The sequence below is a fragment of the Hathewaya histolytica genome, from assembly GCF_901482605.1.
Classification (GTDB): Bacteria; Bacillota; Clostridia; order Clostridiales; family Clostridiaceae; genus Hathewaya; species Hathewaya histolytica.
The window spans coordinates 798542-824417 of record NZ_LR590481.1 but is presented as its reverse complement, the minus strand read 5'-3'; the positions used below and the strand labels follow the sequence as shown (position 1 = coordinate 824417).

Below are 25876 nucleotides of genomic sequence, written 5' to 3'. Positions count from 1 at the left end.
TATATATAATATAGTCTTTATCTTATTCATTTATATTGTTTTAATTAATTATTCTAAAGCTTTAAGTCCATTTATAGCATCGGAATCCTTAGTATTTAAGTTAATGGCTTTATTAAAATATTCTCTAGCCTTATTCTTATTGTTGTTTTCTAAATAATTCCACCCCATACAAGCGTACAAATTAGCATTCTCACTGTTAATATTTAAAGCTTTATTACAGATTTCAAGAGATTTATCCTGATTACCTAAATTATTATAAGTCCAAGCAAGTCCCCTATACGCATCAAAATAACTAGGATTTAATTCTAAAGCCTTATTAAAATCCTTTAGTGCCTCTTTGTACTTTCTAGTAGCATTGTAACTCCACGCTCTAATATTATATGAAGAACTGTCATCCTTATCTTTCTCTATAGATTTTGTAAAATAATTTATGGAGTTATTATAATCCTTTAAATTATAGTATCCCCAAGCTTTGTAAAGATATCCAATATTTGAATTAGGCTCCTTTTTTATAACCCTTTCTCCTAAATTAATCATTCCCTTATAATCTTTTTTTAGATCATAACAGCTTATAGTAGTTCCTAATATATCTTCGTTTATCTTAGAACTATTCATGAGTTCGTTTTCTCCTAATTTTATTCCCTCATTATATTCTCCCTTTTCCTTTAAAAGATTTATCTCACCTTTTATAGCTTGAAAATTATTTTTGTCAATAGCTATAGCCTTTCTATAGTCTCCTAAAGCTTCGTTATATTCCTTATTTATGGCATGTAAATCACCTCTACCACAGTAAGCCATAGAATAATTTGGATTTTTATTTATAGCTTTGTTGAAATATTCCTTAGCCTTATTTTTATTATTACTATTTAAATATATATTACCTAATATTACATAATCAATTTCATTTTTAGGAATAAGTTCTTTTCCTTTGTCAATAGAAATCTTAGCATCTTTTAAATTCTTTTCTTTTAGATCTATAAGTCCTTTAACTGAATAAGATAACTCACTGTCTTTATTTAAACTTATAGCATTTTTTATATCATCCTTTGCACCCTTATCATTACTCAAAAGTGTTCTAACATAAGCCCTATACGAATATGCTAGATAACCCTTCTTATTATTTAAAATTTTTGTAAGCACCTCTTCTGATTTATCCAATTTATTATCAATAATTAAAGTATATACATCTTCTAATTCTTTTTCTTTTACACTTTCTATATAAAAATATCCTGCTGTAATTAAAGGTATAAGTAATATGAGAATTATAACAGGCATATTTACCAGTTGTATTTTTTTTGTGTTCATTTTCATGATTTGCCTCCATAAAACGAAATTTATTAAAATCTAACTATATTATAATTATATAACAACTTCTGTTTTTATGAAATATAATAAGTTTCTACTTAAAATACTGGTCAATTAATCCTATTATATTTTTCGCCAATAAGCTAATACTATTTACGAAAATATTTTTAAGGAGTGTACTCAATATGAGGAAGGCTATAATTAAAAATTTTATTCTTTGTCTTATGTGTCTTTCTTTATTAGCTAATAACATTCCATTAGTTTATGCTAATAATGAACATAGTAAATCTTCATATACTAAAGAAGATTACAATGATTATATTCATTCTTTTTTTTATACGAAAAATCAAACATTCTTCTCTGGTGATTTAAAGCCCATAAAAGAATTTTATGATACTACTCAAAATCATGGTAAATACTCTCTTGATCATGAAATACGTAGATTTAGGTACTTAAGAGATTGGGCATCTGAAAGAGGAATTAGGTTTACAGAAATTTCATCTAAACCATCTATTAAAAAAATAACTGATAAAGGTCATATAGCAAACATAAGGGTAGATGAAGAATATATTTTTAAATACGTGTATGAGGGTGAAGAAAATCCTAAGGAAAACCAGTTTGGAGTCGCCCTTTTTCATAATCTAAGACTGAAAAAGATCAATAAATCTTTTAAAATATGTAATGACTATTACTTAGATTGTTTTGAAGATGGCCTAAAAGCCTACAATATAGACTTAAAAGAAAACACCCTCCCTAAACCAAAACCTCAAAAATATGACTTCACTAAACTCCCTAAAAAAGATATACTAGAATATAAAGAAGTGAAAAAAGGTAGCTATAACAGGTTGAAAGCTGTTGAATATGCTGATAGATATTGCGGTGTTACTTGGGCAACAGGCAACAAAACCCCAAAATATAATAAAAAATATAAAAACTTCACCGGAATTGGTGGAAATTGTACTAATTATATATCTCAATGTTTAGGTGACTCCGATGGTGGTGGTCTAAGACATGGTTCTGGATGGCATTCTATAAATGTACCTAATAGTGGTACTGAAGGCAGTGCTGCTTGGGTTAATGCAGATGCTTTTAAAAATCACTTATTATATAGTGGAAAAGGACGTTTAGTTAAAAAAGGATCATTTAATGATTTAATAAAAATATCTGAGAATAATACTAACCCTTATTTTGAAAAATTAGAGTTAGGCGATATAATTGCATATGCTAAAAAAAATGATATAGATCACAATGCCATAATAACAAATTTTGATTCGCATGGATACCCAATGATTAATTCTCATACTGTAGATAGATATCATGTACCTTTTGATTTAGGTTGGGGTGATAAGGATATCTACTTCCATCTAATTCATATGAAATAGTTAGAACAATATGAACTTTAAAATAAAAATACAGTACTTAGTTTTATACTTAAAAATTATAATTAAAAATAACCCTTAAATCATTTTTAATTATTTAAAAAGTATATAAAATAAGTACTGTTTTCTTTTACTTAAAAATTATATATTAGAATTCATCTTCATCAAAATTTTCTAAAAACGAATGTTGTTTCCCATCTTTTTGCCATCCTATTATAGAGTCCATATTAACATTTTCAGCAGCTCTAAATATAGATTTATCTACATCGGCAAAATTCTTCTTAAGATTTTCAATTAAATCCTTAATTTCATAGCGTTTATTCCCTATCTTTTTAGCTGCAACCATACAAGCACAGTTAAGAGGGAATATACCACTCTTTTGAGTAAACTTTTTTATAAATGCCTCTTCTATGTAATACATTGGACGAATAAGTTCTATTCCCTTAAAATTAGAAGACTTTAACCTAGGAAGCATTGTTTTAAAATTACCTGAATATAAAACATTTAAAAGTGTAGTTTCTATAGCGTCATTAAAATGATGCCCTAAAGCTACCTTATTACATCCTAGTTCTTCAGCCTTAGAGTAAAGAGCTCCTCTTCTCATTCTAGCACACATATAGCAAGGGTAATCCTTAGCTATGTTATCAACCACTTGAAATATATCTGAATTAAAAACCTTTAAAGGTATATTTAAATACTCACAGTTTTCTATTAATAACTTTTTAACATCCGGATGATATCCTGGGTCCATACAAACAAACTCTAATTCAAAGCTCATCTGACCATGACGCTTTAACTCTTGAAAAAGCTTTGCAAGAAGTAAGCTATCTTTTCCACCAGATATAGCTACTAGAATTTTATCCCCTTCTTGTACAAGTTTGTAATCCTTTATAGCTCTTATAAATTTAGTCCATATATGCTTTCTGTACTTCGTAATTATGCTTCTTTCTATTTCCTTTAAGGGTTTTCTTTCATTAAAAGGAACTAAAATTTCACATCCTTCTCCTGCTATACCACTCATCTTAACACCTCCCTTTCATCCTAAATGATTATATCATATTTATGTACTATTTGTTTAATTATTATAAAATTGATTTATTCCATTTTATGCTGCTTATGTATTTCTTTACAAGTTTATCATTCATACTTGGATGAATAGTATCTTCATGCAATATAGTTATAGTCGCCATAGCTATGGCATATGTAACCGTATCTTCTATAGATAAATCGTTCATATATCCATATCCGAGCCCTGCAACAAAAGCATCTCCAGCTCCTGTAACATTCTTTACTTCTACGTCCTCTGTTTTAAATTTACCTTTTTTCTTTCCATCGGAGAAAAAGATTCCATCTTCATCTAAACTTATAAAGACCTTTTCAACGCCTAGCTTATGAAAATATTCTGTTGCTTTTTGTAGATCTTCAGTATTATTTATTTTTATTCCTGTTAAAACCTCTGTTTCATATCTATTAGGTTTTACAGTGTGGAAATATTTAACCAAACCTTTTACCTTTTCTGCTTTACAAGCTGATACTGGGTCTAAGACAAATCTTGTTTTCCCTTGAAACTTTTTAAGTATATATTCTAATATTATAGGATTATCCGTATCCAAAAATGTATACTCTGCATTCTCTATAATCTCTGCTTTGGAATCTATAAATTCAGGTGTAATCCTAGTTATACTCTTCATATCTGCAACAGCAGACATCATTTCACCTTTTTCATCTAAAATTGCCATATATGTTGGTGTTGATTCACCTTTTAATATTAAGGAATCGCTCATATTATATCCCATATATCTCGAATGTTGAATAATACTATTTCCCTTTTCATCATCACCTAATATGGATATAAATTTAGTTTTAACACCTACTCTTGCCATATTCTCTGCAATATTTCTAGAAACACCTCCAAAAGACATCTTTACTTCTCCTGGTGTGGAATTACATTTGCTATATTTCTCAATACAAAATCCAAACATATCAACTACAGAAGCTCCTAATACTAATACATATGGTTCACTTTTGTTCATTTTTAATTACCACCCTCCAAAATTGTCGACTAGATTATTTTATCACATTTTAAAAGAAAATATGAAGAGGTAATTTCGAAAGTACTTCCTATTATTTAACTTTTGTTTACTCTCCTTATAACCTTAACAAGTATTGCATCAGGTATTATCTTAGACATTATAACTAGTAGTTTGTTATTTATTCCTGGCACTATAACCTTCCTTTTATTCATAAAACCTCTGTATCCATACTGTGCTACTTTTTCCTTACTCATTAATTTATTTCCTAATTTCTCTCCCCTTTCTACCTTAGCTCTTTTTTGAAAATTGGTATCTGTAGCCCCAGGACATAATATAGATACATATATACCTGTACCTCTTAGTTCTTCACTTAAAGCCTTGCTGAAGGATAAAACATAGCTTTTTGATGCATAATATACATTCATGTATGGTCCTGGAGAAAATGCCGCTGTAGAAGATATATTTAGTATTCCGCCGTATCTTCTTTCTATCATCAAGGGGAGAAGTAATTTTGTTAAATATGTTAACGCCATAATATTCACATCTATTATGGCTAGGTCCCTTTCACTAGATATATTATGAAATTCTCCAAAACTGCCTACACCAGCATTATTTACTAGATACTCTACATTTATTTTTTCTCTAATTATATATTTTGCAAAGTTCTCAACATCCTCCTTTACTGTGAAATCAGCCTTATAGGTTATAACTTTTATATTATGTAACTCTAATTCTTCCTTTAATTTTTTTAGTTGTTTTTCATTTCTTCCATGAAGGATTAAATTATGATTATTTAATGCAAATATTTTTGCAAATTCATAGCCAATTCCTGAAGTCGCACCTGTTATTATAGTAAATTTATTTTCCATTATTTCACCTCAAAATAACATAATTCTATTTAACTACAATATAAAATTTATTACACGAAAACAAATTTAAAATTCATATTAAATAGCACTAAACATTCTATATTTTGTTTCTTATATAACTTAAAAACACCCTGTAAAGTAGATTTTACAGTATTTCTTGTAACTATTCTACTTACACAGGGTTTGTTTTATTTTTATATTATTTCCTCACTATTTTAAATAGTCTATCTAAAACTTCCCAGTTTTCAGGAAACTTTTTACCTAGCGCCCAATAACTAACGCCTCTTAACCCATATCTATAAACTAGTTTTAACTTTTCTGCTATACTCCTTGAATCTTCAAACCAAACCACATGAAGTCTTCCATTTTCATCTACATAATTGTAATATGGTGATTGACTTTTAGTATCATATTTTATTTCCGCTCCATACTTTCTAGCCCTATCTACAGCCTCTCTATTTCCTATAGCTTCTGCAAATTCTCCTCCTGGCATATATGGTAGAGTCCAATCGTATCCATAAAAAGGCATACCCATCATTATTTTTTTAGGACTTATAACAGAAGTCGCATATTTTATAACCTCTTCTACCTGATTAACAGGGGCAACAGCCATAGGTGGTCCACCAGACCATCCCCATTCATAAGTCATAATTATTACAAAATCTGCAATATCACCTATGGTTTTATAATCATGAGCCCCATGCCAGCTTCCCTCTGTTATATCATAGGTCTTCGGCGCTAATGCTACAGCTATTTTATATTGTGGCCATATTTTTTCTTTTAGTTTTCTTAAAAAGTTATTATAAGCTTCTCTCTGGTTTGGGGGAATTCTCTCAAAATCTACAATAACTCCATAGTAATTTTTTTCTCTTAAAGTAAATAAAATATTATTGATTAGATTATTTTGTATAGTTTCACTACTTAATACTTGTTGAATAACTTCTGTACTAAAATTGGCACCAGCTATATTACTCACAGATAGCATAGGTGCCACTCCGTTTTGTCTAGCTATAGAAATTATTGTTTCATCTCTAATAGGTGTTAAACTTCCATCTTTGTTAACGTGATAGCTAAAAGGAGAAATATACGTTAAGTATTCTATAGTACCTTGTAAAACCTGTTCTTCTCTTTCTTTAGTACTTGGTTGAATAAAAGCATTGACTTCTATAGACCCATATGGCCTTTCTTTTACAGGTATTCTGATTACTTGTCCTGGATATATATAATCACTACTACTTAATCCATTTAATTCTAATATACTTTCTACAGGAACTCTAAACCTTCTTGATATACTCCACAGTGTATCCCCAGGATTTACCCTATAAGTTCTTTCTCTCCTTGGAATAACTATACTTTGTCCTATAACTAGGTTATCAGGGTTATCAAGTTTATTAGCAGATATAATCTCATCTTCTGTAAGCCCATATTTTCTAGCAATTAGAAATAAGTTATCTCCAGGTTTGACTACATAAATTTCCAAACTTATCCCTTCCTTAAAGTGTTTCTATAGGTATTATATTCTCCTAATTATTTAGTGTTCTATTTTATTCCCCTATAAAAAATTAAATCTTGCCTAAAATTAAGCAAGATTTAATAATTTTTAATATAATTAAGCTATAACTTTTTATTTTAGTTCAAAAAACGTAATTTTTTCAGTATTATTATTAATCCCTATAAAGAGCTTTTTTCCACCTTCTGTAGAATACTCATATTTAGTTATATTTTTTTCTTTATCTTGAGTTACATTGATAAAGCTTACATCTTTTACTTTAGGTAATTTTTCTTTTATAAATTTATCACTAATTACTTTTCCCTCTTTTGGGTCTATTCTTTTCTCAGTTCTCCTTTGATTATCTTCTAAGTACATCATAGTCATATCATCAATATCAGCATTATACATACATTCAATATATATAATATTACCTAAAGACTCATTATTTACTTCCGCACTTATATCCCACATATTAGTTATTGGTTTGTTAGTTTTCTCATCTACTAATCCCTTAGGATCTTTATATTTAATAGATAGATTTCTTCTTTCAACATTTAAAACAAAATACTTCTTAAGTCCTTCTTTTAACTTTTCATATGCAAATTCTCTACTTTTGTCAGCCTCAAGCTTAGATTGTTTAGCACTTTCTTTTAATTTATCTAAAGATGAACCTCCACATCCTGAAAAAGTTAGTAACATTAATGATAAGAGTAGAAGTATGGTAATTCTTTTCTTCATTTTTTTCACTCCTTAATATGTATATATTTTTATTATATCAAAAATTATTGATAAACTCTAAATTTAACTGAAAATAACTCTGTAGTTTATGATAATATTATATATAAAGTTGAAATTTGTACTAAAATAGTTTAATCTTTTATTAATAATTATTATTAATTGAGGAGTGAATAAATTGAAAATATATTCTTGGAACGTAAATGGACTTAGATCCATAATGAAGAAAAACTTTTTAGATTTCTTCTCTGAATATGAACCTGAAATACTATGTATACAAGAGACAAAATTACAAGAAGCAGATTTAACTGATTCCCTTAAGCATATACCTGGATACTATTCATATTTCTCTTTTGCACAAAAGAAAGGTTATAGTGGTGTTGCAATCTTTACAAAAAAAGAACCTATCTCAGTTAAATATGGTATTGGTATTGAAGAATTTGACTCTGAGGGAAGAATAGTTATTACTGAATTTGAAGACTTCTCCCTTTTAAATATATACTTCCCTAATGGCCAAATGAACGAACAAAGATTAGACTATAAGATGAGATTTTATGATGCTATTTTAGATTATTGTAATGAAGAAGTTAAGAATGGTAAAAAACTTATAATATGTGGAGATTATAATACAGCTCATACTGAAATGGACATAAAAAATGCCAAAGCTAATGAGAAAACTTCTGGATTTTTACCTATAGAAAGAGCTTGGATTGATAAGTTTATATCTAATGGATATACAGATACTTTTAGGTATTTTAATAAAGATGAAATTAAATATTCTTGGTGGAGTTATAGATTTAAGGCAAGAGAAAGAAATGCTGGTTGGAGAATAGATTATCACTTTGTATCAAATAACCTGCTATATAAAATAACAGATGCAGGAATTTTAAACGAAGTTGTGGGTTCTGACCATTGCCCCGTTACTATAGAAATAGAAGATTAATCTACTAAATTGTAAAAGAGTTAATAATAAAATCAACTTATTTTTATTATTAACTCTTTTATTAAAGCATTATGAAACTCCTAATTACAATAACCAACATTTGGTAAACACCCAGTTCCCATTATGTAATCTAAGAGTAAAACTGATATTTGAAATCTTTTTCTTACAAAATAAAGATACTTTTATTTCATTCCTTTGCTGAATAGCTTTAAATTCTGATACACTATCTTCATAAAGTCTTATAATATTTCCAGCATTCCCCACAACTATATATAGTTTTTTATTCTCCTCTATAGCTATAGTATCAGAAATTCTCTTTGCTTCACTATCTATGAAATACTTTTTAAAAGCCTGCCTTATCTCATCTTTTTCTTTAAATTTAGGAGTCTCATAGCACAGTATATTCCTAATATCTTTAATCTTTACACCTTCAAAATTCTCAACGTAGGAATACCAAAAGTCTATAACATCATTATATTTTCTTAAAATATCGCTTTTACTTAAAGTAGAATTATTTTCGTTGCTCTTAGGATCTTGATTAATATTATTCTTATTGTTTTTATCCTTTTTATCTTTTACTTGATCTTCAGTCCCTTTTTTTATATCTTCTTTTGATTTATTATATTTTCTTTCAGAATTTAGGGAATCACTGTTTTCCTTTATATACTTTTTATTTTGTGATTTTTTTGGTAAACTTTCATTATTATTTTTCTTTAAATCATCTTTATTAATATCTTTTTCTTTTGGTGCATCATTTTTATGGTCTCCTTGTGGAGGAATTTTTGTTTTATTTTTATCTTGAAGATTCTTCTTATCTATTTTTTTATTATTATTTAGATCCTCTACATTATTTTTATCTATAATACTAGTATTTTTTACTAATAAAATGTTTTTATTTAATATACCATATACAACTGCACCTATAACCATAAAAATAAATATTGATATTAACACTATCTTTGAAATTTTCTTCATTATAGCAACTCCTAAATATAATACATATCATTATATATAATTATATTTTATATAATAACAAAAATTGCTACAAATTTATTACAGTTACACTATAAACTTATAAAAATCCCTAATACAATATTATGTACTAGGGATATACATTCCATAAACTATTTTAAAATAAGCTCTTTTGCTGGTATTCCTGGTTCAGTCATTTCTTTTGGGTTAAGTATTTTATCTAGTTCAGCTTCCTTAAATATGCCCTCTTCTATAGCTATTTTTCTTACAGGTTCTCCTGTTTTTATGGCTGTTTTAGCTATTTTAGCAGCTTCAGCATAGCCTACGTGAGGACAAATAGCTGTAATTATTCCTACACTATTTTCCACTAAAGACTTACATCTTTCTTTATTTGCAGTTATGCCTACAATACAATTTTTAGTAAATGTATCTACTCCATTAGTTAAAGTTTCAATAGATTCAAATAAATTATAGAATACTACTGGCTCGAAGGCATTAAGTTCTAATTGTCCTGCTTCTGCTGCCATAGTAATAGTCATATCATTTCCTATGATGTTGAAAGCAACTTGGCTAACTACCTCAGGTATTACAGGATTAACTTTTCCCGGCATAATTGAAGAACCATTTTGTTTTGCTGGAAGATTAATTTCACCAAATCCTGTTCTTGGTCCAGAAGACATAAGCCTTAAGTCATTAGCTATTTTTGATAGGTTTACTGCACAAGTTTTAATAGCCCCTGATACTGCTACAAAAGCATCTAAGTTTTGAGTTGAATCTACTAAATCTTCTGCTTGTTTTAAATCTAAACCTGTAACTTTCACAAGATTTGGAACTACCTTTTCAAAATAATCTGCATCGGCATTTATACCTGTTCCTATAGCTGTACCGCCCATGTTTACAATTTTTAAATCTTCCATAGATTTTTCTATTCTTATAATATCTCTTTTTATAACTGAACTATATGCCTTAAATTCTTGACCTAATCTAATAGGCACAGCATCCTGCATCTGAGTTCTTCCCATTTTTATAACATCATCAAATTCCTCTCCCTTTAAATGAAGAGCTTCTCTTAATTCTTTTAACTTTTCTAAAGCTTTACCTATTAAATTTATTGTAGTAATCTTACCTGCTGTTGGAATAACATCGTTAGTAGATTGTCCCATATTAACATGATCATTTGGATGAACCCTATCATAAGCACCTTTTTCTCCGCCTAAAAGTTCTCCCGCTCTATTTGCAATTACTTCATTCACATTCATATTAGCAGAAGTGCCTGCCCCGCCTTGTATAGGGTCTACTATAAAATCTTCATGTAATTTTCCTGATATAATCTCATCACATGCTTTAACCATAGCTTCTTTTACATCTTTATCTAAAAGATTAACTTCTCCATTAGTTATAGCTGATGCTTTTTTAACTTCTGCAAGGCTTATTATAAACTGTTTATTCATATTATGCCCTGTTATTCTGAAGTTCTCACATCCCCTTAAAGTTTGAACTCCATAATATGCATCTTTAGATAATTCTTTTGTACCTATTGAATCACTTTCAATTCTATATTGCATCAAAAACCCCTCCAATTATTTAACATATATAAGATATAAAAATGAATTAAATCCTTCATATATATTATAATACTATGAAAAATAAACACAAGTGGTTTTGAATGTTTTTCTTGCATTTTTATTTAATGCCATATGACTACTGCAAGTTTTTAGTTAACTTTTATTTAATTTGAATAAGTTTAATTTTTCTTTTTAATTATTAAGTGTTTTTCTTAAACTTATTTCTGAATATGTTTTATTTTGCGAATATTACTCCTTGTATTATTGTATACACATTTGATATAATATACTCCAACACTTTCATTTAATAAAAAATTAAAAAGAGGTGATTTCATGAAAAAAATGGGCCTAATCCCCAAATTAATAGCCGCCATATTAATGGGTATATTGATAGGTAATTTTACAAACAAATTTATAGTACAAGTTTTAGCAACCTTTAACTCCATATTTGGCAACTTTTTAAACTTCGTAATTCCTCTTATAATACTAGGATTTATAGTGGCAGGGATAGCCGACCTTGGAATTGGTGCAGGTAAAATGCTAGCTATAACAACATTACTCGCTTATATATCAACGTTAATTTCAGGATTCTTCTCATTCTTTGTATCTTATAATATTTTTCCTAAGTTTATAAAAGCTACTCAATCTATAGGTAATGCTGCTAATCCTGAAGAAAAGCTATTAGCTCCTTTATTCAAGATGGAAATGCCACCACTAATGCCTGTAATGACAGCCTTAGTACTTGCATTCTTATTAGGACTGGGTATCGCATCTATAAAACAAAAAACTCTTCATAATATCTCTTTAGAATTTCAAGAGATAATGAAAAAAACAATATCAAAAGCCATAATACCACTTCTACCTATACACATAATGGGTATATTTGCCAACATGACTTATGCAGGAGAGGTAGGTAAAATATTATCTGTATTTTGGAAAGTATTTTTAATTATTCTCCTTATGCATTTAATTATAATCGTAGGTCAGTTTGCCCTAGCTTCTGTTATAGGGAAGAAAAATCTAATACAATGTTTAAAAAATCAAATTCCTGGATATTTAACAGCATTAGGAACACAATCTTCTGCCGCAACCATTCCTGTAAACTTACAATGTGCAGAAAATAACGGAGTTTCAAAAAGCATTAGAGAATTTGTAATTCCTCTTTGCTCTACCATCCATTTATCTGGAAGTATTATAACTTTGACTGCTTGTGCAACTGCTATAATGCTATTAAACAATCAATCACCAAGTATTCCTCAAATTTCGGCATTTATATGTATGCTTGGTGTTACTATGGTAGCTGCTCCTGGTGTTCCTGGTGGTGCAGTAATGGCAGCACTAGGAGTTCTTCAATCCACTTTAGGTTTTACAGAAGCACAACTATCACTTATGATAGCTCTCTATATAACTCAGGATAGCTTTGGAACTGCTTGTAATATATCTGGAGATAACGCTATAGCAATTGTAGTAGATGCCTTTAAAAATAAACTTCAAGTAAAAAATACTAAAGTATAATATGAAAATCCATGTAAATATTAAGAAGTAACTTGTATAAATCATAAAAGATATGAAAGTACATGCTATAAAGCATGTATAAAGTGATAAAAAAAGACTCATACCTAATAATTAAATTAAGTATGAGTCTAATTTTATATAATAGACAAATTTTATACAATTTCCTTATACTGTTCCTCCTTAAAACCTACTAAAACCTTATTCTCCATAACTAATATAGGTCTTTTAACAAGCATTCCATCAGTTGATAGAATTCCTATTAACTCCTCTTCACTACAATTTTTTATTTTGTCTTTTAAATTCATTTCCCTATATAATTTACCTGAAGTATTAAAGAATTTATTTATAGGAAGTCCACTTATTTCTATCCATTTCTTTAATTCTTCCTTAGTAGGATTATCTTCGACTATATGTCTTTCTTTAAATTCTATGTTATTTTCACATAACCACTTTTTTGCTTTCTTGCAAGTAGTACACTTTGGATATTCTACAAATAAAGTTTCCATAAAATCACCTCGAATACATTATATCATCTTAGAATAAATAATTTATATATAAATTTAAGATTTAATTTATATAATCTTATTTGTATATAGCCTTTATAGGAGGTAATTTTGCCGCCTTATTAGCTGGGATTATTCCAAATATAACTCCTGTTAATACAGAGAATAACGTTGCCACAAAGAAATTTTTAAATGTTAGTATAGGTTTAAATGGTAATAATAATCCTATTATTTGCGATAATAAGAATCCTAATAAAACCCCTATTAACCCACCTATCATAGTTACTAGTACCGCCTCAAATAGAAACTGCAGTAGTATACTTTTAGGCTTAGCTCCTATTGCTCTTCTAATTCCTATTTCTCTTTTTCTTTCAGATACAGATACATACATTATATTCATAACTCCAACTCCCCCTACAAAGAGAGATATTCCGGTTACACAAGCAATGAACATAGTTATACTATCTATAATTTGTTCAAAAACCTTTGTTATTTCATTTGGGTCCTGCATTTTATATTCACCCTTTAACTCAGGATGAAGTTGTTTCAAAATCTTTTTAGCCTCTTCAAATATCTTTTTCTTATCAGCTCTAGCTCTTGGCACTATCATTATCATATTAAAATTAGTATCTTGCTTAATTGCATCTTTAGATTCTTCAAGAATAGTACTATTTAATGGCATAAAACTGCCTTTATCATCTTTTAGGACACCTATAACTTCAAAGTTAGAACCATTAATATTTATAGCCTTTCCTATAGCTTCTTTTGGTTCCTCAAAAAAGTTTTTACATTCCTTATAATTTAAAACTATAAAATTTTTCCCTTTATCACTTTCTTTAAAACTTCTTCCGTAAGATACATTTAATTTTCCACTTTTATAAATACTTATAAAAAGGGTATTACTCCTATCAAAGTAACTTGCAGGTGCCATTACTGTATCTCCACCACCAAAACCACCGCTATCTTTTTCTGCCTTCTCAACACCATCAATTGATTTTAACGCATTTAAATCATTTTTCGAAAAATTTTCTCCATACATAGTATTTCTTGAAGGATTTTCATTTTCAAAATATATAGTGAATTTATTAGTATTTGTATCTGATACAGACTTTGTAACCTGATACTTTAATCCATCCCCTATAGAAAGTATAGTAACTACAGAACTTATACCTATTATTATGCCAATCATAGTTAAAAAAACTCTTATCTTATGAGCCTTTAAGGCTAATAAGGAATTCTTTAATAAATTAATCAAATTCATAGTTACTCACCTTCCTTTACTACTTTTCCATCAGATATAACGATTACTTTATTAGCATAAAACTTTAAATCTAAATCATGGGTAACCATTACAATAGTTTTACCATCTTTATTAAGTTTTTTTAATAAATTCATTATATCTGTTCCAGTTTCACTATCCAAAGCCCCTGTTGGCTCATCAGCGAATATTATAGATGGAGAATTTACCAGTGCCCTAGCTATGGCAACTCTTTGTTGTTGTCCTCCTGATAATTCAAAGGGTTTCTGATTTACCTTATCCTCAAGACCTACTTCTTTTAAATGTGTAATTACCCTTTCCCTACGCTCTGATTTGTTCAATCCTCCTCCATATAAAAGGGGTAACTCTACATTTTGGCCTACAGTTAGTGATTGAATTAAATGAAACTGTTGAAAAATAAAGCCTATATATTTATTTCTAAACTCACATCTTTCATCCTCAATCATATGAGTAACATTTTTTTCTTTAAATAAATATTCTCCTTTGTTGAAAGTATCTAAAAATGCTAGTACATTCATTAAGGTAGTTTTCCCACTTCCAGATTTTCCTGTTATCATAAGAAAATCTCCTTCTTCAATAACTAAGTTTATGGATTTTAGAGCATGTAATTTACCTTTTCCTAATTTATAGAACTTATTTATATCTTTTAGTTCAATAACCTTATTCAACCTGCTCTCCCTCTTTCATCTTACTATTAACTTCTTTTATAATTGTATCTCCATAACTTATTCCAGATGATATTATAACATCATTTCCTTCTTCCTTACCCTTAACCACTTTCGTCTTAACAGTTTTACCATCAACAACTTTATAAGTAAAATCTGAACCATTTTCATTTATAACAGAAGTTTTAGGTATTTTAATTTTAGAATCTCCTAAATTAACTGTACTTTGTACATGAAACCCTTCAAGAATACCTTCAGTTGAATCTAACTTCATATCTACATTATAATAAGACAAATTAGCTTGTCCACCTTGTGTCATATTAGGCATCGGAACGTCATTCCCTATTGGTTTTAAATCTATTTTACTAATACTTCCCTTTAGGGTTTTATTATTGTGAAGTATTAGAACTTCTACTTTATCCTTTAACTTTATCTTTTGTATATCTCTTTCACTTACCTTACCTTTAACATATAATTTATTTGTCTGTACAGATACTAATGGCTGATTTTTTTGAGCACTTTCCTCATTTACATAAACTGTACCTTCAAACTCTGAAATTACTTTTGTATATTCCTTATCCTTTAAATTTTCTATTTGATTATTAAGTTCTTCTATTTGATTATCTATGGTAGTAAAAGAGTACTTACTTTCAATATTAGATAATTTAGAACTTGCATTATTTTGAGCCAAAATTTTCTGTCCCTGATCTCCACTTAAGGAATTTACCATACTATCACTATTTGCAGTAGGTGTATTTCTCTTTATTTCATCTTGTTTTTCTTTCATAAGTCTTCTTTCTTTTTTGCGACCATTTACTTGTCTTTCAATTTCATCAATTTGATTTGATACAGTATCATTTTTATATGTAAATAATACTTCTCCTTTTTTTACATATTGACCATTTTTAACACTAATTTTGTCTACTTTACCCTTGGTTGGATCCCCGAAATATTCTTTGGTTTTCTCTGGCAACACTATTCCATCTATGAAAACTTTCTGTCTTTCTGGAATAGTGTATTTTTCAGCTTTTATCTTCTTATTTCCTATTTTATTGCTTTTAATAATGAAAAAAGAAGCTAGTGATAAAAGTATAACCCCGACAATACTCCCTATAATTATATACTTTTTCTTCATATAATCCCCACCTTATATTTTTAATGTTACTAACCATTACATTTTAACAATATTATACATTTGTATTATAACAATTTTAGTAATCTATGTAAACTTATTAATAAATATATATTAAAAATAATATAATTAGAAAAAATTATACTTAATTCTATCTGGCTTCCTTAATAAAAAAGTTCTTTAATATTACAGCCCTAATTTCATCATAACTTACATCAGATGATACTTCATCTTTTATAGGTTTTAATCGTTCATAACCAACTTTATCTATAGCCCTTAAAATTACTTCCTCTCTATTACTTTCTAAAAGTCCGCTAAAATCTATAGTAAAATCTAAAATACTGTTTTCCTTTATATATTCTTTAATATGTGAAAAAATAGTTCCAAGAAGTATACCTCTTTCCTTTGCAACTTCTTCTAAAGATTTCTCTCTTAGCATTTTTATAGTTACATCACTAGATTTCTCTTTATTCTTATCTCCACTTGTAGACTTTGAAGTTTTTGAAGATTTTTTGTTTTCTTTATGATATTCCCATTTAGCTTTTATATCATTAGTTTCAACATAGTCACATATGACAGATAAAAATCTCTCCCCGTACTTTTCCTTTTTACTTTCACCTACTCCTGTTATATCCAAAAATTGTTCCGAAGTCATAGGGTATCTAGTACTCATATCTTTTAATGAACTATCTCCAAATACTACATATGGTGGTACTCCTTCTGATTTTGCAATTTCTTTTCTAACTTCCCTTAAAAGTTCATAGAGTTCATTATTTTTAGAAACCTTTTTCACTTTTACAATCTCTTTTAGTAGAACCTTCTCCTCCCCTTTTAAAACCTTATAAGATAGTTCATTTAATTTTACAACAGGGTATTCTCCCTCTATATAATCTATAAACCTATGGGATATTAGTGTATTTATAAATTCCTTTAGAGCATCTTTTGTATGATTTTTCACTATACCATAAGTACTTAATTCATTTAACCCTACAGATATAAGCTTTTTATTAGTAGAACCTCTTAAAACATCTACTATCATAGTAGTTCCATAAGGTCTTTTCATTCTATAAATGCAAGAAAGTACCTTTTGTGCATCTATGGTTCTATCCACTAGCTCCCCCTCTAAATTACAATTACTGCAATTCTTACATCCAACTTCACTTTCTTCTCCGAAATAATTTAATATAAAAGACTTATAACAGGAGGTAGTATAAACTAAATCCACCATGGTTTGGAGCTTTTTATATTCATTTACCTTTCTATCTGGATTTCCAATACTCATATCTATTAAATACTTTTGAGTATGAATATCGCCTGGTGAAAATAAAAGAATACAAGTGCTTGGTTCTCCATCTCTTCCTGCTCTACCTATTTCCTGGTAATAACTTTCTATATTTTTAGGAATATTATAATGAATGACAAATCTCACATTAGATTTATCTATCCCCATACCAAAAGCATTCGTAGCCACAATTATGTTTATATTATCATAAACAAAATCTTCTTGAGTTTTAATTCTCTCCTCATTACTTAAACCAGCATGATATACTCCTACTGAAAAGCCCTTATCATTTAAATATTCATGTAGAGAATCGCATTCTTTTCTAGTAGCTGCATAAATTATTCCACTTTCATCTTTATAATTTTCTATATAATCTAATATATAAGATTTTTTATTTATACCTTTTAACACTTTAATCTCTAAATTTTCCCTATTAAATCCTGTTACAAAAACCTTAGGTTCTTTTAATCCTAGTAAAGATATAATATCTTCTCTTACTTCTTCTGTAGCAGTTGCGGTAAAAGCAGCCACCACTGGTCTATTTCTTAATAGAGAAATGAATTTATTTACATTTTTATAACTTAATCTAAAATCATGTCCCCATTGAGACACACAGTGAGCCTCATCTATAGCAATTAAGGATATCTCTACATTGCTTATAGCATTTAGAAACTCCTTAGAATCCAATCTTTCTGGTGCTATATAAAGTATTTTTATTTCATTATTTTTAAGCCTATTCATGATATCCATTATTTCACAATTACCTAATGAACTATTTATATAATCTGCTTCAATACCGAGAACCCTTAAACTATCTACTTGGTCCTTCATAAGTGAAATAAGTGGACTTATAACTAATGTTACAGAAGACATAATCAGTGCAGGTATTTGGTAGCATATGCTCTTTCCTCCACCAGTTGGCATTATACAAGCTACATCTCTTCCACTTACAATTTCATTTATTATCTCTTCTTGCCCCTTACGAAAATGGGAGTAACCGTAACATTTGTTTAAAATTTCTAAGGATTTATTACTCAAAAAATTTCACACCCTTTAAGTTTATTCATACCTGTAATTATATCTTATAGCTATACCTTTATACAAATTATAAGAATACAATTTAAAATTATAGAATCTTACAAATCACACATTTACATAGTTCCATAGCACATATTTAAAACACTTTAGGTAATACTAATTAAACGAAATATTATTTTCTAAGGAGTTGTTTTTATGAGCACGTATACTGGCGTTGTAAAATGGTTTGATAATAATAAAGGTTACGGTTTTATATCTGGTAATGCTGGAAAAGATGTGTATGTTCATTTATCTTCAGTAAAAGAGAAAGGTAATGATAAAGACTTACATGAAGGTGAGCAAGTGCAATTTGATGTGGTAGAAAAAGAAAAAGGTCCTATGGCTATAAATGTTCAAAAAATGTAATATATTAAATATTTTATTAGAATTTTAAAGTCTAAGTTTATAAAATTTTATTTAGGTATATAACTTCATAATAAGTAGAAAGTGAGAGTATGCAAATAACTAAAAATTTATCTGCATACTCTCATTTTAATTTAAAAACATTCTTATATGTTTTTAACAACTTCAAGCTAAATATACATATAACACTTTGTATTTATTTTCATAGAATATAATGATACTCAACAAAAATCAATATTTATAAATTTTGTGAAGTAATTATAACCTATAAAAAAGGAGAAATAATATGTTTAACGTAAATTGGCAGATTATAAATAATAAACCTTTGCAAAGATTCCCGGGAAATGGCCGATGCGGTATTGATATAGTCGGTAATCAAAACTTTCCAGGACTTTTTACTGCAAGAGATAATGAATTTGTTTATTTTAGAATGAGACTTAGGTGCAACCCATTGGATAATCAAGGGGATGAACTTGAAAATAGCGTATGGGGAATTTTAATAAAAAATGCTCAAGGTAATCCTCTGTTTACTGTAAGGGTAAACGGAAAAAAGGGAGCTAATGAACCACCCGTTGCAGTTCAAGTATATGTAGCAAATATTAATAATCCTTTTGTAGGAATGCCAGTATGTACATCCCCTTTGGTTCTTGGTACTAATGTTATAGTAAGTGCAGCAGATTCTAATTTATTCGGATCTCAGAATTATTTCTTAGATTTTAAGATTCCACTTTCTTGTTTTCCCGAAAACTTCTTTAATCAATCATTAATATATTGTGGATTTACTTCAAGAAATTCAAATAATATAAATCAAGAAACTCCACAACCATATGGAAATACTGACCCAAATCTATGTGGAGATGCTATTAGACCACCAGTAGAGAAAGTTCGAATAGAGAAAACTGTTACTCCTAATACAGTTGATTGTAATACCCCAACAGATTTCAATGTTGAAATTAAGGTAACAAATATTTCAGGACAAGCACTAACTGGTGTTACTATAACTGATAATATTCTACCACCATTTGTAACAGGAGATCCCACTATTCATACTTTCCCTAACCAAAATTTTAGTACTGGTGAAACTAAAACTTTCAATTATACTGTAAATGGTTTTTATACAACTTCAGGTACTCATAAATTTAACAGAGTAACAGCTACTATTGGTGATGCCGTGATTGGAAATCTAGAAGGACCTAATGTAACTGTAAGACCTTGTAGAGGTGTTTATATTCTATAACTTAAAAAATTATATAATAAAGGAGGACGAATTATATGTTCTTAGATTTTTTTAATAAAACAAATAAGTTAGAGGAAGATATAGAAACAATTGAAAATAAAATAAAAGCGTTTGAAACTCAACTAGACGAGTCTGATGCTCATGATGAATTAGCAATGGGATGTGATTGTGAACCCTGCGATACACCCGACTGCAGAAGTACAATAACATTCGAGTTTCAAACTTGTATAAAAGACCCTGCTCCCATGGTAGGCGCTAACGTACCTATAGAGGTATCAAATGAGAATTTAAGATGTGTTATTGATAAATGCTCAGTTGATGTAGAGGTACCGGACCCATGCATGCAATCTGGTAAAATTCCTTGCAATGTATGCTTAAATAGATATAGCTATATAGGTTGCATAGAATTTCTTGCAAATATTCCTAGAAGAAATAAAACTGTTACAGCGTGTTTCTCAGGTTGTGAATTAATTGATTCAGTGAGATGTTTCTCCTGCCCTGATGTCTGTTTTCCATGCCCGCCACAAACAGGATTTATATCAGGTACACCTACTGCCAAAGTAAAAGAAGTATGTACTAGTTGCACTGGTATATCAATTGTAAAAGTAGAAGTTTCAGTTACACTTACTAAGCCATGCCCAACACCATCAACAGCAAAATTGTAATCATTTAATTTTAAGCCAGGAATACGTAAACAGCCTATATTCCTGGCTTTTATTAAATAGATATTTATAATATATCAGTAAATATATATTCTTGGGATAGTGATAATATGAAAAATAAAAAATTTAAAAAATGGACTATTTTAATTTATACAGATGGTAACAATGAGATGGAAGATATTATGTTTAAATCTATGAATGATTGCAAAAGTGTAGAAGTGAAAGAAGATATTAATTTAGTAATGCAAATAGGACTCCTTGGAGAAAGCAAACTATACAATAAAAACAAATTTTCTGGTGTAAGAAGGTATTACTTAAATGCAAAAGAACCTATGCTACTTGAAAACTTAGGAAAAGCTAATATGGGTGACCCTAATATTTTGTATAACTTTATAAGGTGGGGAATTAAAGAATTCCCTGCTCATCACTATATGGTTATAATCTCTGGTCATGGTACTAGTTTTGTAGGAGCTTTAACAGATACAAGCTTAGATAAGAATTATATTATGGGAATACCAGAAATGATTAAAGCCATTAGTTTAGGATGTAAAGAATTAAAATCTATTATAGATATTTTGGTGCTTGACATGTGTTTTATGAATTCTATAGAAATCCTTTACGAATTATCACAATATGAAAGTATCGATCGTATGATAACTTATACTGATACAGCTCCCTATGGTGGTCTTGGTTATAAAAAGTTAGTTGAAGCTATAGAAAAAAACTGTAATTTAAAAGATATAGATTTATTTACAAAAAACCTAATAACTAATTTAAATTTTAACTTAACCGCTTATGATTTAGATAAATTTAAGCTAGAGCTTATTAAAAAAAAATTTAGTTATTTAGCTTTTAATTATTTAAACAATAAAGAGCGTAGCAAAAATCCCTTAGACATAATAAATAGTATTCATCCTAGCAATCCTTATTATTCGTTTAATAATACTTATTATGATTATTTTAATGAAATAAATGGCACTATTAAATCAACTATCATACATGATAAATCCAAATTTAATGGAATAAACTCCTCTATAAAAATAGAAAATAAAGATATCAATAATTTAATAGCATTCTATCGTAAATTAGAATTTTCAAGAGAAAATTCTTGGACAGATTTATTGTATAATAATTCTAATACACAGAAAAGAGACATAAATAAAGTTAAAGTAAGAACCCCTACTTCCTCACTCACAACCACTCATTACATTCTCCAATTTAACCCTAATTAAACTAGTATTGTAGTAAAATTAATATTTATATAAGTACTTAAATATCACTTTAAGGAATAAGCGTATAATATTCGCTTATTCCTTAAAACATTTATAAGTTATTATTAGAAATTTTAGATCTAGTAAATTGTACGGAATTCTTAATTTTTATAATATACCTTTCTTAATATCTTTAAACTAATATAAAAGTACAAGCTATTATAATAACATAATTTAATTGTACGGAGGCATCTGTCATGAACAATCTAGTTATATGTAAATCTAATAAAAAAAGAGTAAAACCAAAGTTTAATGGAATGAAATATACTTTGTTAACATTTACCCTAATAATCATTTTACCCTTATTTTATCTTGATAAGAAAATAGAAAGTGAAAATAAGAAATATAATTATAAACTAGGAGAAAAAATATATAATTCTATGGCAATTAAAGCTAATAGAGTTACAGCATATAAAAAAGCTATTCAACTTAACAATAATAATTCTGCTAACACTTGTGTTTATTTTCTATCTGAAGTTCTAAGAATGAATGGGGAAAAAATTAATCCTAGCATTTGTAATACCGTTGAAATTTTAGGTATAATGAAAAAAGAGGGTTGGAAAAAAGAAAAGAACTACACAAAATTAAAACCTGGAGATATATGTTTCACTACAGATGAATCTTTAAATAGTAATGGTACTCCAAGCCACGTATATATCTTTATGTCATGGGCTGAAGAAGGAAAATATGATTATGCCTATGTTTGTGATAACCAAGCAAAGGATTATAGGGGGAAAATATATCATATAAGAAACATAAAAAAAACTGAAAATATAAACAATTATCAAAAGGAACCTTTTAGTTTTTTCATGTATAAAAAGTAATAGGTTCTAACTAAACAGGGGGATTAGAATGAAAACTTATAACGTACTCATAGTTGATGATGAAAAAGAAATTAGAGATGCTATCGAGGTATATTTAAGAAGTGAAGAGAACATCAATATAATAAAGGTATGTGATGGTATAGAGGCTTTAGATATTTTAGAAAATACAGAAATACATGTGATAATACTTGACATAATGATGCCAAAACTAAATGGCATAAGAACTTGCATGAAAATACGTGAGATGAAAAATATACCTATTATAATGTTATCTGCTAAAAGCGAAGATTCGGATAAAATCTTAGGGTTAGGTATAGGAGCCGATGATTATGTAACTAAACCTTTCAATCCTTTAGAGTTAGTTGCTAGAGTTAAATCTCAACTTAGGAGATATGTGGACCTTGGAAACTTTTCAATAACTCCATCTGAAGATGAAAAAATTATAGATAATCTCGTTATAAATAAATCTAGCCATGTGGTTACAGTGGATGGTGATGAGGTAAAGCTAACCCCTATTGAGTTTTCTATATTGCTACTTTTGGCTGAAAATCGCGGAAGGGTATTCTCCTCTGTGGAAATTTACGAAAGAGTTTGGAATGAACCTGCCTTTAAAACTGAAAAAACAGTTGCAGTACATATTAGGAGACTTAGAAAAAAGATAGAAATAAATCCCAAAGAACCTAGATACATAAAAGTCGTATGGGGAGTTGGGTATAAAATTGAAAAATAAAAACTTAACTTATAAAAAATCATTGTTGTTCTTTGAAAAATATGTACCATTAATGCTTATGAGTATAGTAATAATATCCTTTATCTTACTAGTTACTAGTGAAAATATATATAACTTGAAAATAAAAACATCAGAAAGTGAGAAATCACTCTCAGAGAAAATTAAACAGTTAGAAGATATAAAGAACCCTAATAAACCCGACTTTATGCTTAATCGTATGGATTACAACCTATGGCTCACAAAATGTGCAAGTGAAGTAAATATACATATATATAAAAACACCAAAAATTTAGAGATGTTATCCTTAGGCTCTCAATCTGAATTAGATGTCATATCACAAAATTTAAACACTATTAACAATAAAAACTATAGTAAGCTAGTAAAATTCATTATAATTGATAAAAATAAAAAAACAATATTAAGCAATGATGATTATAACATAGACTTTCTTAAAAAGAATATAGATAAGCTCTCAAAAGATAATGGTGAACTATATAATTATATTTCAACTAAAGGAAAGTGGTATAATCTATCTTACAACTCTGAAAGTGCGCCAGTTTATCGTACATCTGGTAATACTACGGTTAGAAACCCAAATAACTTTATAGAAGCTTATTGGTTTCCTAAAGATTATACTTATTCCAAAGCGGATGAACCATTAGTACTTAGCATTATTAGTGACTTCATGGAAAATACTAAGGAAAATATAAAGTATAGTAAGAATAATATTAATACTTTAAAAAGCGATATACAAAATTATAAAATTTTATTTATAATATGTGCTATATTATTTATTTTAATTACCTTAATTCTATATTTACTAGGACTAACTAGGATTAAAAATAGTATAAAAAATAGCTTTATAGCAAAGCCAATAAAATCTATAAAAACTTGGTTTAAAAATAAATCCACCTTATTTAAACTAGCATTTTTCATACTCTATACATTATCATTAGTATTTTTATTTTTAAAATTTTCATCAATAGCTGAAATAAATATTGAATTTTTAACTATATCATTATTGTGGATAATCTTTTATCTAGTTATTATGCTTCCGTGGATAATAAAGTCTTCAAAATATCTTGATGATATAATGAAGGGATCAGAAATAATAACTTCTGGAGACCTAGAACATACTATTAAAGATGATGGTAATACCTCACTTTCAAGACTTGCATATAACATAAATAAATTAAATAAGGGCTTTAAAGTATCTATAGAAGACCAAATAAAAAATGAAAAATTGAAAAGTGAATTAGTAGCTAATGTATCCCATGATTTAAAAACGCCTTTAACTTCTATAATAAATTATACAGACATATTATTAAGAGATGATATTACGGAAGAAGAAATAAAAGAATATTTAGAAATACTTAATAGAAAAAGTTTAAAATTAAAAACACTTATAGAAGACTTATTTGAAATATCTAAAATAAACAGTGGTAAAGTTGAATTAAATATGGAGAATGTAGATGTTGTAGAACTTATAAATCAATCACTTGCCGAGTACTCAGATGTAGATAATTATATAAATAAAAATTTAAATTTTATTTTTAAGCACTTTGCACCTAATATTTATATGAATCTAGATGGGAAAAAATTATCTAGAGTATTTGAAAACTTAATAACTAATGCATTAAAATACTCACTAGACAATACACGAGTATATATTGAAATAGAAAATATTCCAAAAGGAATTAAAATCACCTTTAAAAATGTCTCATTAGCTCCACTAGATTTTGATAAAGCGGAAATATTTGAACGCTTTACTAGAGGTGATAAATCTAGAAATTCTGAAATTGATGGAAGTGGTTTAGGACTTTCTATAGCTAAAAGTATAGTAGAACTTCATAATGGTATTATGTATATTGATTTTGATGGTGACCTATTTAAATCTATTATTGAACTTTATTATTAATAATATATTATTTACATATAAGTAAATATGAAAAAATAGAGTAAGGTATATTATATAATTTACCTTACTCTTATTCTTTATATACTTTTAATTATATACTAATTATTATTTTATATTAATTACCT

At 28.2% G+C, this 25876-nt stretch carries 23 protein-coding genes; 10 read left to right on the top strand and 13 right to left on the bottom strand.

The window, feature by feature from the left end:
• Nucleotides 1–48: 48 nt before the first annotated feature.
• Nucleotides 49–1311 carry a tetratricopeptide repeat protein gene (locus tag FGL08_RS03850; RefSeq protein WP_138209520.1) on the bottom strand — a complete coding sequence of 421 codons (1263 nt, stop codon included), beginning with the start codon at nucleotides 1309–1311 and terminating at the stop codon, nucleotides 49–51.
• 179 nt (nucleotides 1312–1490) lie between these two features.
• Between FGL08_RS03850 and FGL08_RS03845 the strand changes: the two genes are divergently transcribed.
• Complete coding sequence (locus FGL08_RS03845; protein ID WP_138209519.1) at nucleotides 1491–2687, top strand: amidase domain-containing protein; 1197 nt, start codon at nucleotides 1491–1493, stop codon at nucleotides 2685–2687.
• Nucleotides 2688–2832: 145 nt separating this feature from the next.
• On the opposite strand, the gene FGL08_RS03840 is transcribed toward FGL08_RS03845, so the two are convergent.
• The 5 genes from FGL08_RS03840 to FGL08_RS03820 form a co-directional block, all read right to left on the bottom strand.
• Nucleotides 2833–3705 (bottom strand): tRNA 2-thiocytidine biosynthesis TtcA family protein, encoded by an 873-nt coding sequence (locus tag FGL08_RS03840; RefSeq protein WP_138209518.1) that lies wholly within the window; start codon nucleotides 3703–3705, stop codon nucleotides 2833–2835.
• A gap of 61 nt (nucleotides 3706–3766) precedes the next feature.
• On the bottom strand, nucleotides 3767–4717 hold the full coding sequence (locus FGL08_RS03835) for a carbohydrate kinase family protein (RefSeq protein ID WP_138209517.1): 951 nt from the start codon (nucleotides 4715–4717) through the stop codon (nucleotides 3767–3769).
• Between the two features lie 95 nt (nucleotides 4718–4812).
• On the bottom strand, nucleotides 4813–5586 hold the full coding sequence (locus tag FGL08_RS03830) for an SDR family NAD(P)-dependent oxidoreductase (protein ID WP_138209516.1): 774 nt from the start codon (nucleotides 5584–5586) through the stop codon (nucleotides 4813–4815).
• A 199-nt stretch (nucleotides 5587–5785) separates the two neighbouring features.
• A complete protein-coding gene (locus FGL08_RS03825; RefSeq protein WP_138209515.1) occupies nucleotides 5786–7066 on the bottom strand; it encodes a glycoside hydrolase family 18 protein in 1281 nt (426 codons plus the stop codon).
• Between the two features lie 144 nt (nucleotides 7067–7210).
• Nucleotides 7211–7816 carry a hypothetical protein gene (locus FGL08_RS03820; RefSeq protein ID WP_138209514.1) on the bottom strand — a complete coding sequence of 202 codons (606 nt, stop codon included), beginning with the start codon at nucleotides 7814–7816 and terminating at the stop codon, nucleotides 7211–7213.
• Nucleotides 7817–7991: 175 nt separating this feature from the next.
• Here FGL08_RS03820 and FGL08_RS03815 point away from each other — a divergent pair, with 175 nt between their 5' ends.
• The gene (locus tag FGL08_RS03815) at nucleotides 7992–8756 is read left to right on the top strand and encodes an exodeoxyribonuclease III (RefSeq protein WP_138209513.1); all 765 of its coding nucleotides are present in this window, start codon (nucleotides 7992–7994) and stop codon (nucleotides 8754–8756) included.
• 84 nt (nucleotides 8757–8840) lie between these two features.
• Here the strand turns inward: FGL08_RS03815 and FGL08_RS03810 are convergent, their stop codons facing one another.
• Together FGL08_RS03810 and FGL08_RS03805 are read right to left on the bottom strand one after the other, a co-directional pair.
• Entirely contained in the window at nucleotides 8841–9731 is an 891-nt protein-coding gene (locus FGL08_RS03810; protein WP_138209512.1) for a hypothetical protein, read from the bottom strand.
• Nucleotides 9732–9880: 149 nt separating this feature from the next.
• Entirely contained in the window at nucleotides 9881–11293 is a 1413-nt protein-coding gene (locus FGL08_RS03805; RefSeq protein WP_138209511.1) for an aspartate ammonia-lyase, read from the bottom strand.
• 333 nt (nucleotides 11294–11626) lie between these two features.
• Between FGL08_RS03805 and FGL08_RS03800 the strand changes: the two genes are divergently transcribed.
• Nucleotides 11627–12808: a dicarboxylate/amino acid:cation symporter gene (locus FGL08_RS03800; RefSeq protein WP_138209510.1), complete on the top strand. Its 1182-nt coding sequence runs from the start codon at nucleotides 11627–11629 to the stop codon at nucleotides 12806–12808.
• Between the two features lie 152 nt (nucleotides 12809–12960).
• Here the strand turns inward: FGL08_RS03800 and FGL08_RS03795 are convergent, their stop codons facing one another.
• The 5 genes from FGL08_RS03795 to recQ all read right to left on the bottom strand — a co-directional run bounded on the left by FGL08_RS03795 (nucleotide 12961) and on the right by recQ (nucleotide 18707).
• Complete coding sequence (locus tag FGL08_RS03795) at nucleotides 12961–13314, bottom strand: Spx/MgsR family RNA polymerase-binding regulatory protein (RefSeq protein WP_138209509.1); 354 nt, start codon at nucleotides 13312–13314, stop codon at nucleotides 12961–12963.
• Between the two features lie 76 nt (nucleotides 13315–13390).
• Complete coding sequence (locus tag FGL08_RS03790) at nucleotides 13391–14572, bottom strand: ABC transporter permease (RefSeq protein WP_138209508.1); 1182 nt, start codon at nucleotides 14570–14572, stop codon at nucleotides 13391–13393.
• 2 nt (nucleotides 14573–14574) lie between these two features.
• The gene (locus tag FGL08_RS03785; RefSeq protein WP_138209507.1) at nucleotides 14575–15258 is read right to left on the bottom strand and encodes an ABC transporter ATP-binding protein; all 684 of its coding nucleotides are present in this window, start codon (nucleotides 15256–15258) and stop codon (nucleotides 14575–14577) included.
• Nucleotides 15251–16390 (bottom strand): efflux RND transporter periplasmic adaptor subunit, encoded by a 1140-nt coding sequence (locus FGL08_RS03780; RefSeq protein WP_138209506.1) that lies wholly within the window; start codon nucleotides 16388–16390, stop codon nucleotides 15251–15253. The genes FGL08_RS03785 and FGL08_RS03780 overlap by 8 nt, the downstream gene beginning before the upstream one ends.
• A 148-nt stretch (nucleotides 16391–16538) precedes the next feature.
• Complete coding sequence (gene recQ / locus FGL08_RS03775) at nucleotides 16539–18707, bottom strand: DNA helicase RecQ (protein WP_138209505.1); 2169 nt, start codon at nucleotides 18705–18707, stop codon at nucleotides 16539–16541.
• A gap of 195 nt (nucleotides 18708–18902) precedes the next feature.
• Between recQ and FGL08_RS03770 the strand changes: the two genes are divergently transcribed.
• The 7 genes from FGL08_RS03770 (at nucleotide 18903) to FGL08_RS03740 (ending at nucleotide 25751) form a co-directional block, all read left to right on the top strand.
• Complete coding sequence (locus FGL08_RS03770; RefSeq protein ID WP_138209504.1) at nucleotides 18903–19112, top strand: cold-shock protein; 210 nt, start codon at nucleotides 18903–18905, stop codon at nucleotides 19110–19112.
• A 283-nt stretch (nucleotides 19113–19395) separates the two neighbouring features.
• Complete coding sequence (locus tag FGL08_RS03765; protein WP_138209503.1) at nucleotides 19396–20346, top strand: hypothetical protein; 951 nt, start codon at nucleotides 19396–19398, stop codon at nucleotides 20344–20346.
• A gap of 35 nt (nucleotides 20347–20381) precedes the next feature.
• Nucleotides 20382–21011 carry a hypothetical protein gene (locus FGL08_RS03760; RefSeq protein WP_138209502.1) on the top strand — a complete coding sequence of 210 codons (630 nt, stop codon included), beginning with the start codon at nucleotides 20382–20384 and terminating at the stop codon, nucleotides 21009–21011.
• A gap of 107 nt (nucleotides 21012–21118) precedes the next feature.
• A complete protein-coding gene (locus FGL08_RS03755; protein WP_138209501.1) occupies nucleotides 21119–22240 on the top strand; it encodes a clostripain-related cysteine peptidase in 1122 nt (373 codons plus the stop codon).
• A 236-nt stretch (nucleotides 22241–22476) separates the two neighbouring features.
• A complete protein-coding gene (locus tag FGL08_RS03750) occupies nucleotides 22477–23103 on the top strand; it encodes a hypothetical protein (RefSeq protein WP_138209500.1) in 627 nt (208 codons plus the stop codon).
• 28 nt (nucleotides 23104–23131) lie between these two features.
• Complete coding sequence (locus FGL08_RS03745) at nucleotides 23132–23833, top strand: response regulator transcription factor (protein WP_138209499.1); 702 nt, start codon at nucleotides 23132–23134, stop codon at nucleotides 23831–23833.
• Entirely contained in the window at nucleotides 23823–25751 is a 1929-nt protein-coding gene (locus FGL08_RS03740; protein WP_243117932.1) for a sensor histidine kinase, read from the top strand. The genes FGL08_RS03745 and FGL08_RS03740 overlap by 11 nt, the downstream gene beginning before the upstream one ends.
• Nucleotides 25752–25876 lie beyond the last annotated feature (125 nt).

Excerpts from the sequence above, each read along its gene's own strand:
- FGL08_RS03850 (WP_138209520.1), bottom strand. The coding sequence starts at position 1,311 with ATGAAAATGAACACAAAAAAAATACAACTGGTAAATATGCCTGTTATA.
- FGL08_RS03845 (WP_138209519.1), top strand. The coding sequence starts at position 1,491 with ATGAGGAAGGCTATAATTAAAAATTTTATTCTTTGTCTTATGTGTCTT.
- FGL08_RS03840 (WP_138209518.1), bottom strand. The coding sequence starts at position 3,705 with ATGAGTGGTATAGCAGGAGAAGGATGTGAAATTTTAGTTCCTTTTAAT.
- FGL08_RS03835 (WP_138209517.1), bottom strand. The coding sequence starts at position 4,717 with ATGAACAAAAGTGAACCATATGTATTAGTATTAGGAGCTTCTGTAGTT.
- FGL08_RS03830 (WP_138209516.1), bottom strand. The coding sequence starts at position 5,586 with ATGGAAAATAAATTTACTATAATAACAGGTGCGACTTCAGGAATTGGC.
- FGL08_RS03820 (WP_138209514.1), bottom strand. The coding sequence starts at position 7,816 with ATGAAGAAAAGAATTACCATACTTCTACTCTTATCATTAATGTTACTA.
- FGL08_RS03810 (WP_138209512.1), bottom strand. The coding sequence starts at position 9,731 with ATGAAGAAAATTTCAAAGATAGTGTTAATATCAATATTTATTTTTATG.
- FGL08_RS03805 (WP_138209511.1), bottom strand. The coding sequence starts at position 11,293 with ATGCAATATAGAATTGAAAGTGATTCAATAGGTACAAAAGAATTATCT.
- FGL08_RS03800 (WP_138209510.1), top strand. The coding sequence starts at position 11,627 with ATGAAAAAAATGGGCCTAATCCCCAAATTAATAGCCGCCATATTAATG.
- FGL08_RS03795 (WP_138209509.1), bottom strand. The coding sequence starts at position 13,314 with ATGGAAACTTTATTTGTAGAATATCCAAAGTGTACTACTTGCAAGAAA.
- FGL08_RS03790 (WP_138209508.1), bottom strand. The coding sequence starts at position 14,572 with ATGAATTTGATTAATTTATTAAAGAATTCCTTATTAGCCTTAAAGGCT.
- FGL08_RS03780 (WP_138209506.1), bottom strand. The coding sequence starts at position 16,390 with ATGAAGAAAAAGTATATAATTATAGGGAGTATTGTCGGGGTTATACTT.
- FGL08_RS03770 (WP_138209504.1), top strand. The coding sequence starts at position 18,903 with ATGAGCACGTATACTGGCGTTGTAAAATGGTTTGATAATAATAAAGGT.
- FGL08_RS03765 (WP_138209503.1), top strand. The coding sequence starts at position 19,396 with ATGTTTAACGTAAATTGGCAGATTATAAATAATAAACCTTTGCAAAGA.
- FGL08_RS03760 (WP_138209502.1), top strand. The coding sequence starts at position 20,382 with ATGTTCTTAGATTTTTTTAATAAAACAAATAAGTTAGAGGAAGATATA.
- FGL08_RS03755 (WP_138209501.1), top strand. The coding sequence starts at position 21,119 with ATGAAAAATAAAAAATTTAAAAAATGGACTATTTTAATTTATACAGAT.
- FGL08_RS03750 (WP_138209500.1), top strand. The coding sequence starts at position 22,477 with ATGAACAATCTAGTTATATGTAAATCTAATAAAAAAAGAGTAAAACCA.
- FGL08_RS03745 (WP_138209499.1), top strand. The coding sequence starts at position 23,132 with ATGAAAACTTATAACGTACTCATAGTTGATGATGAAAAAGAAATTAGA.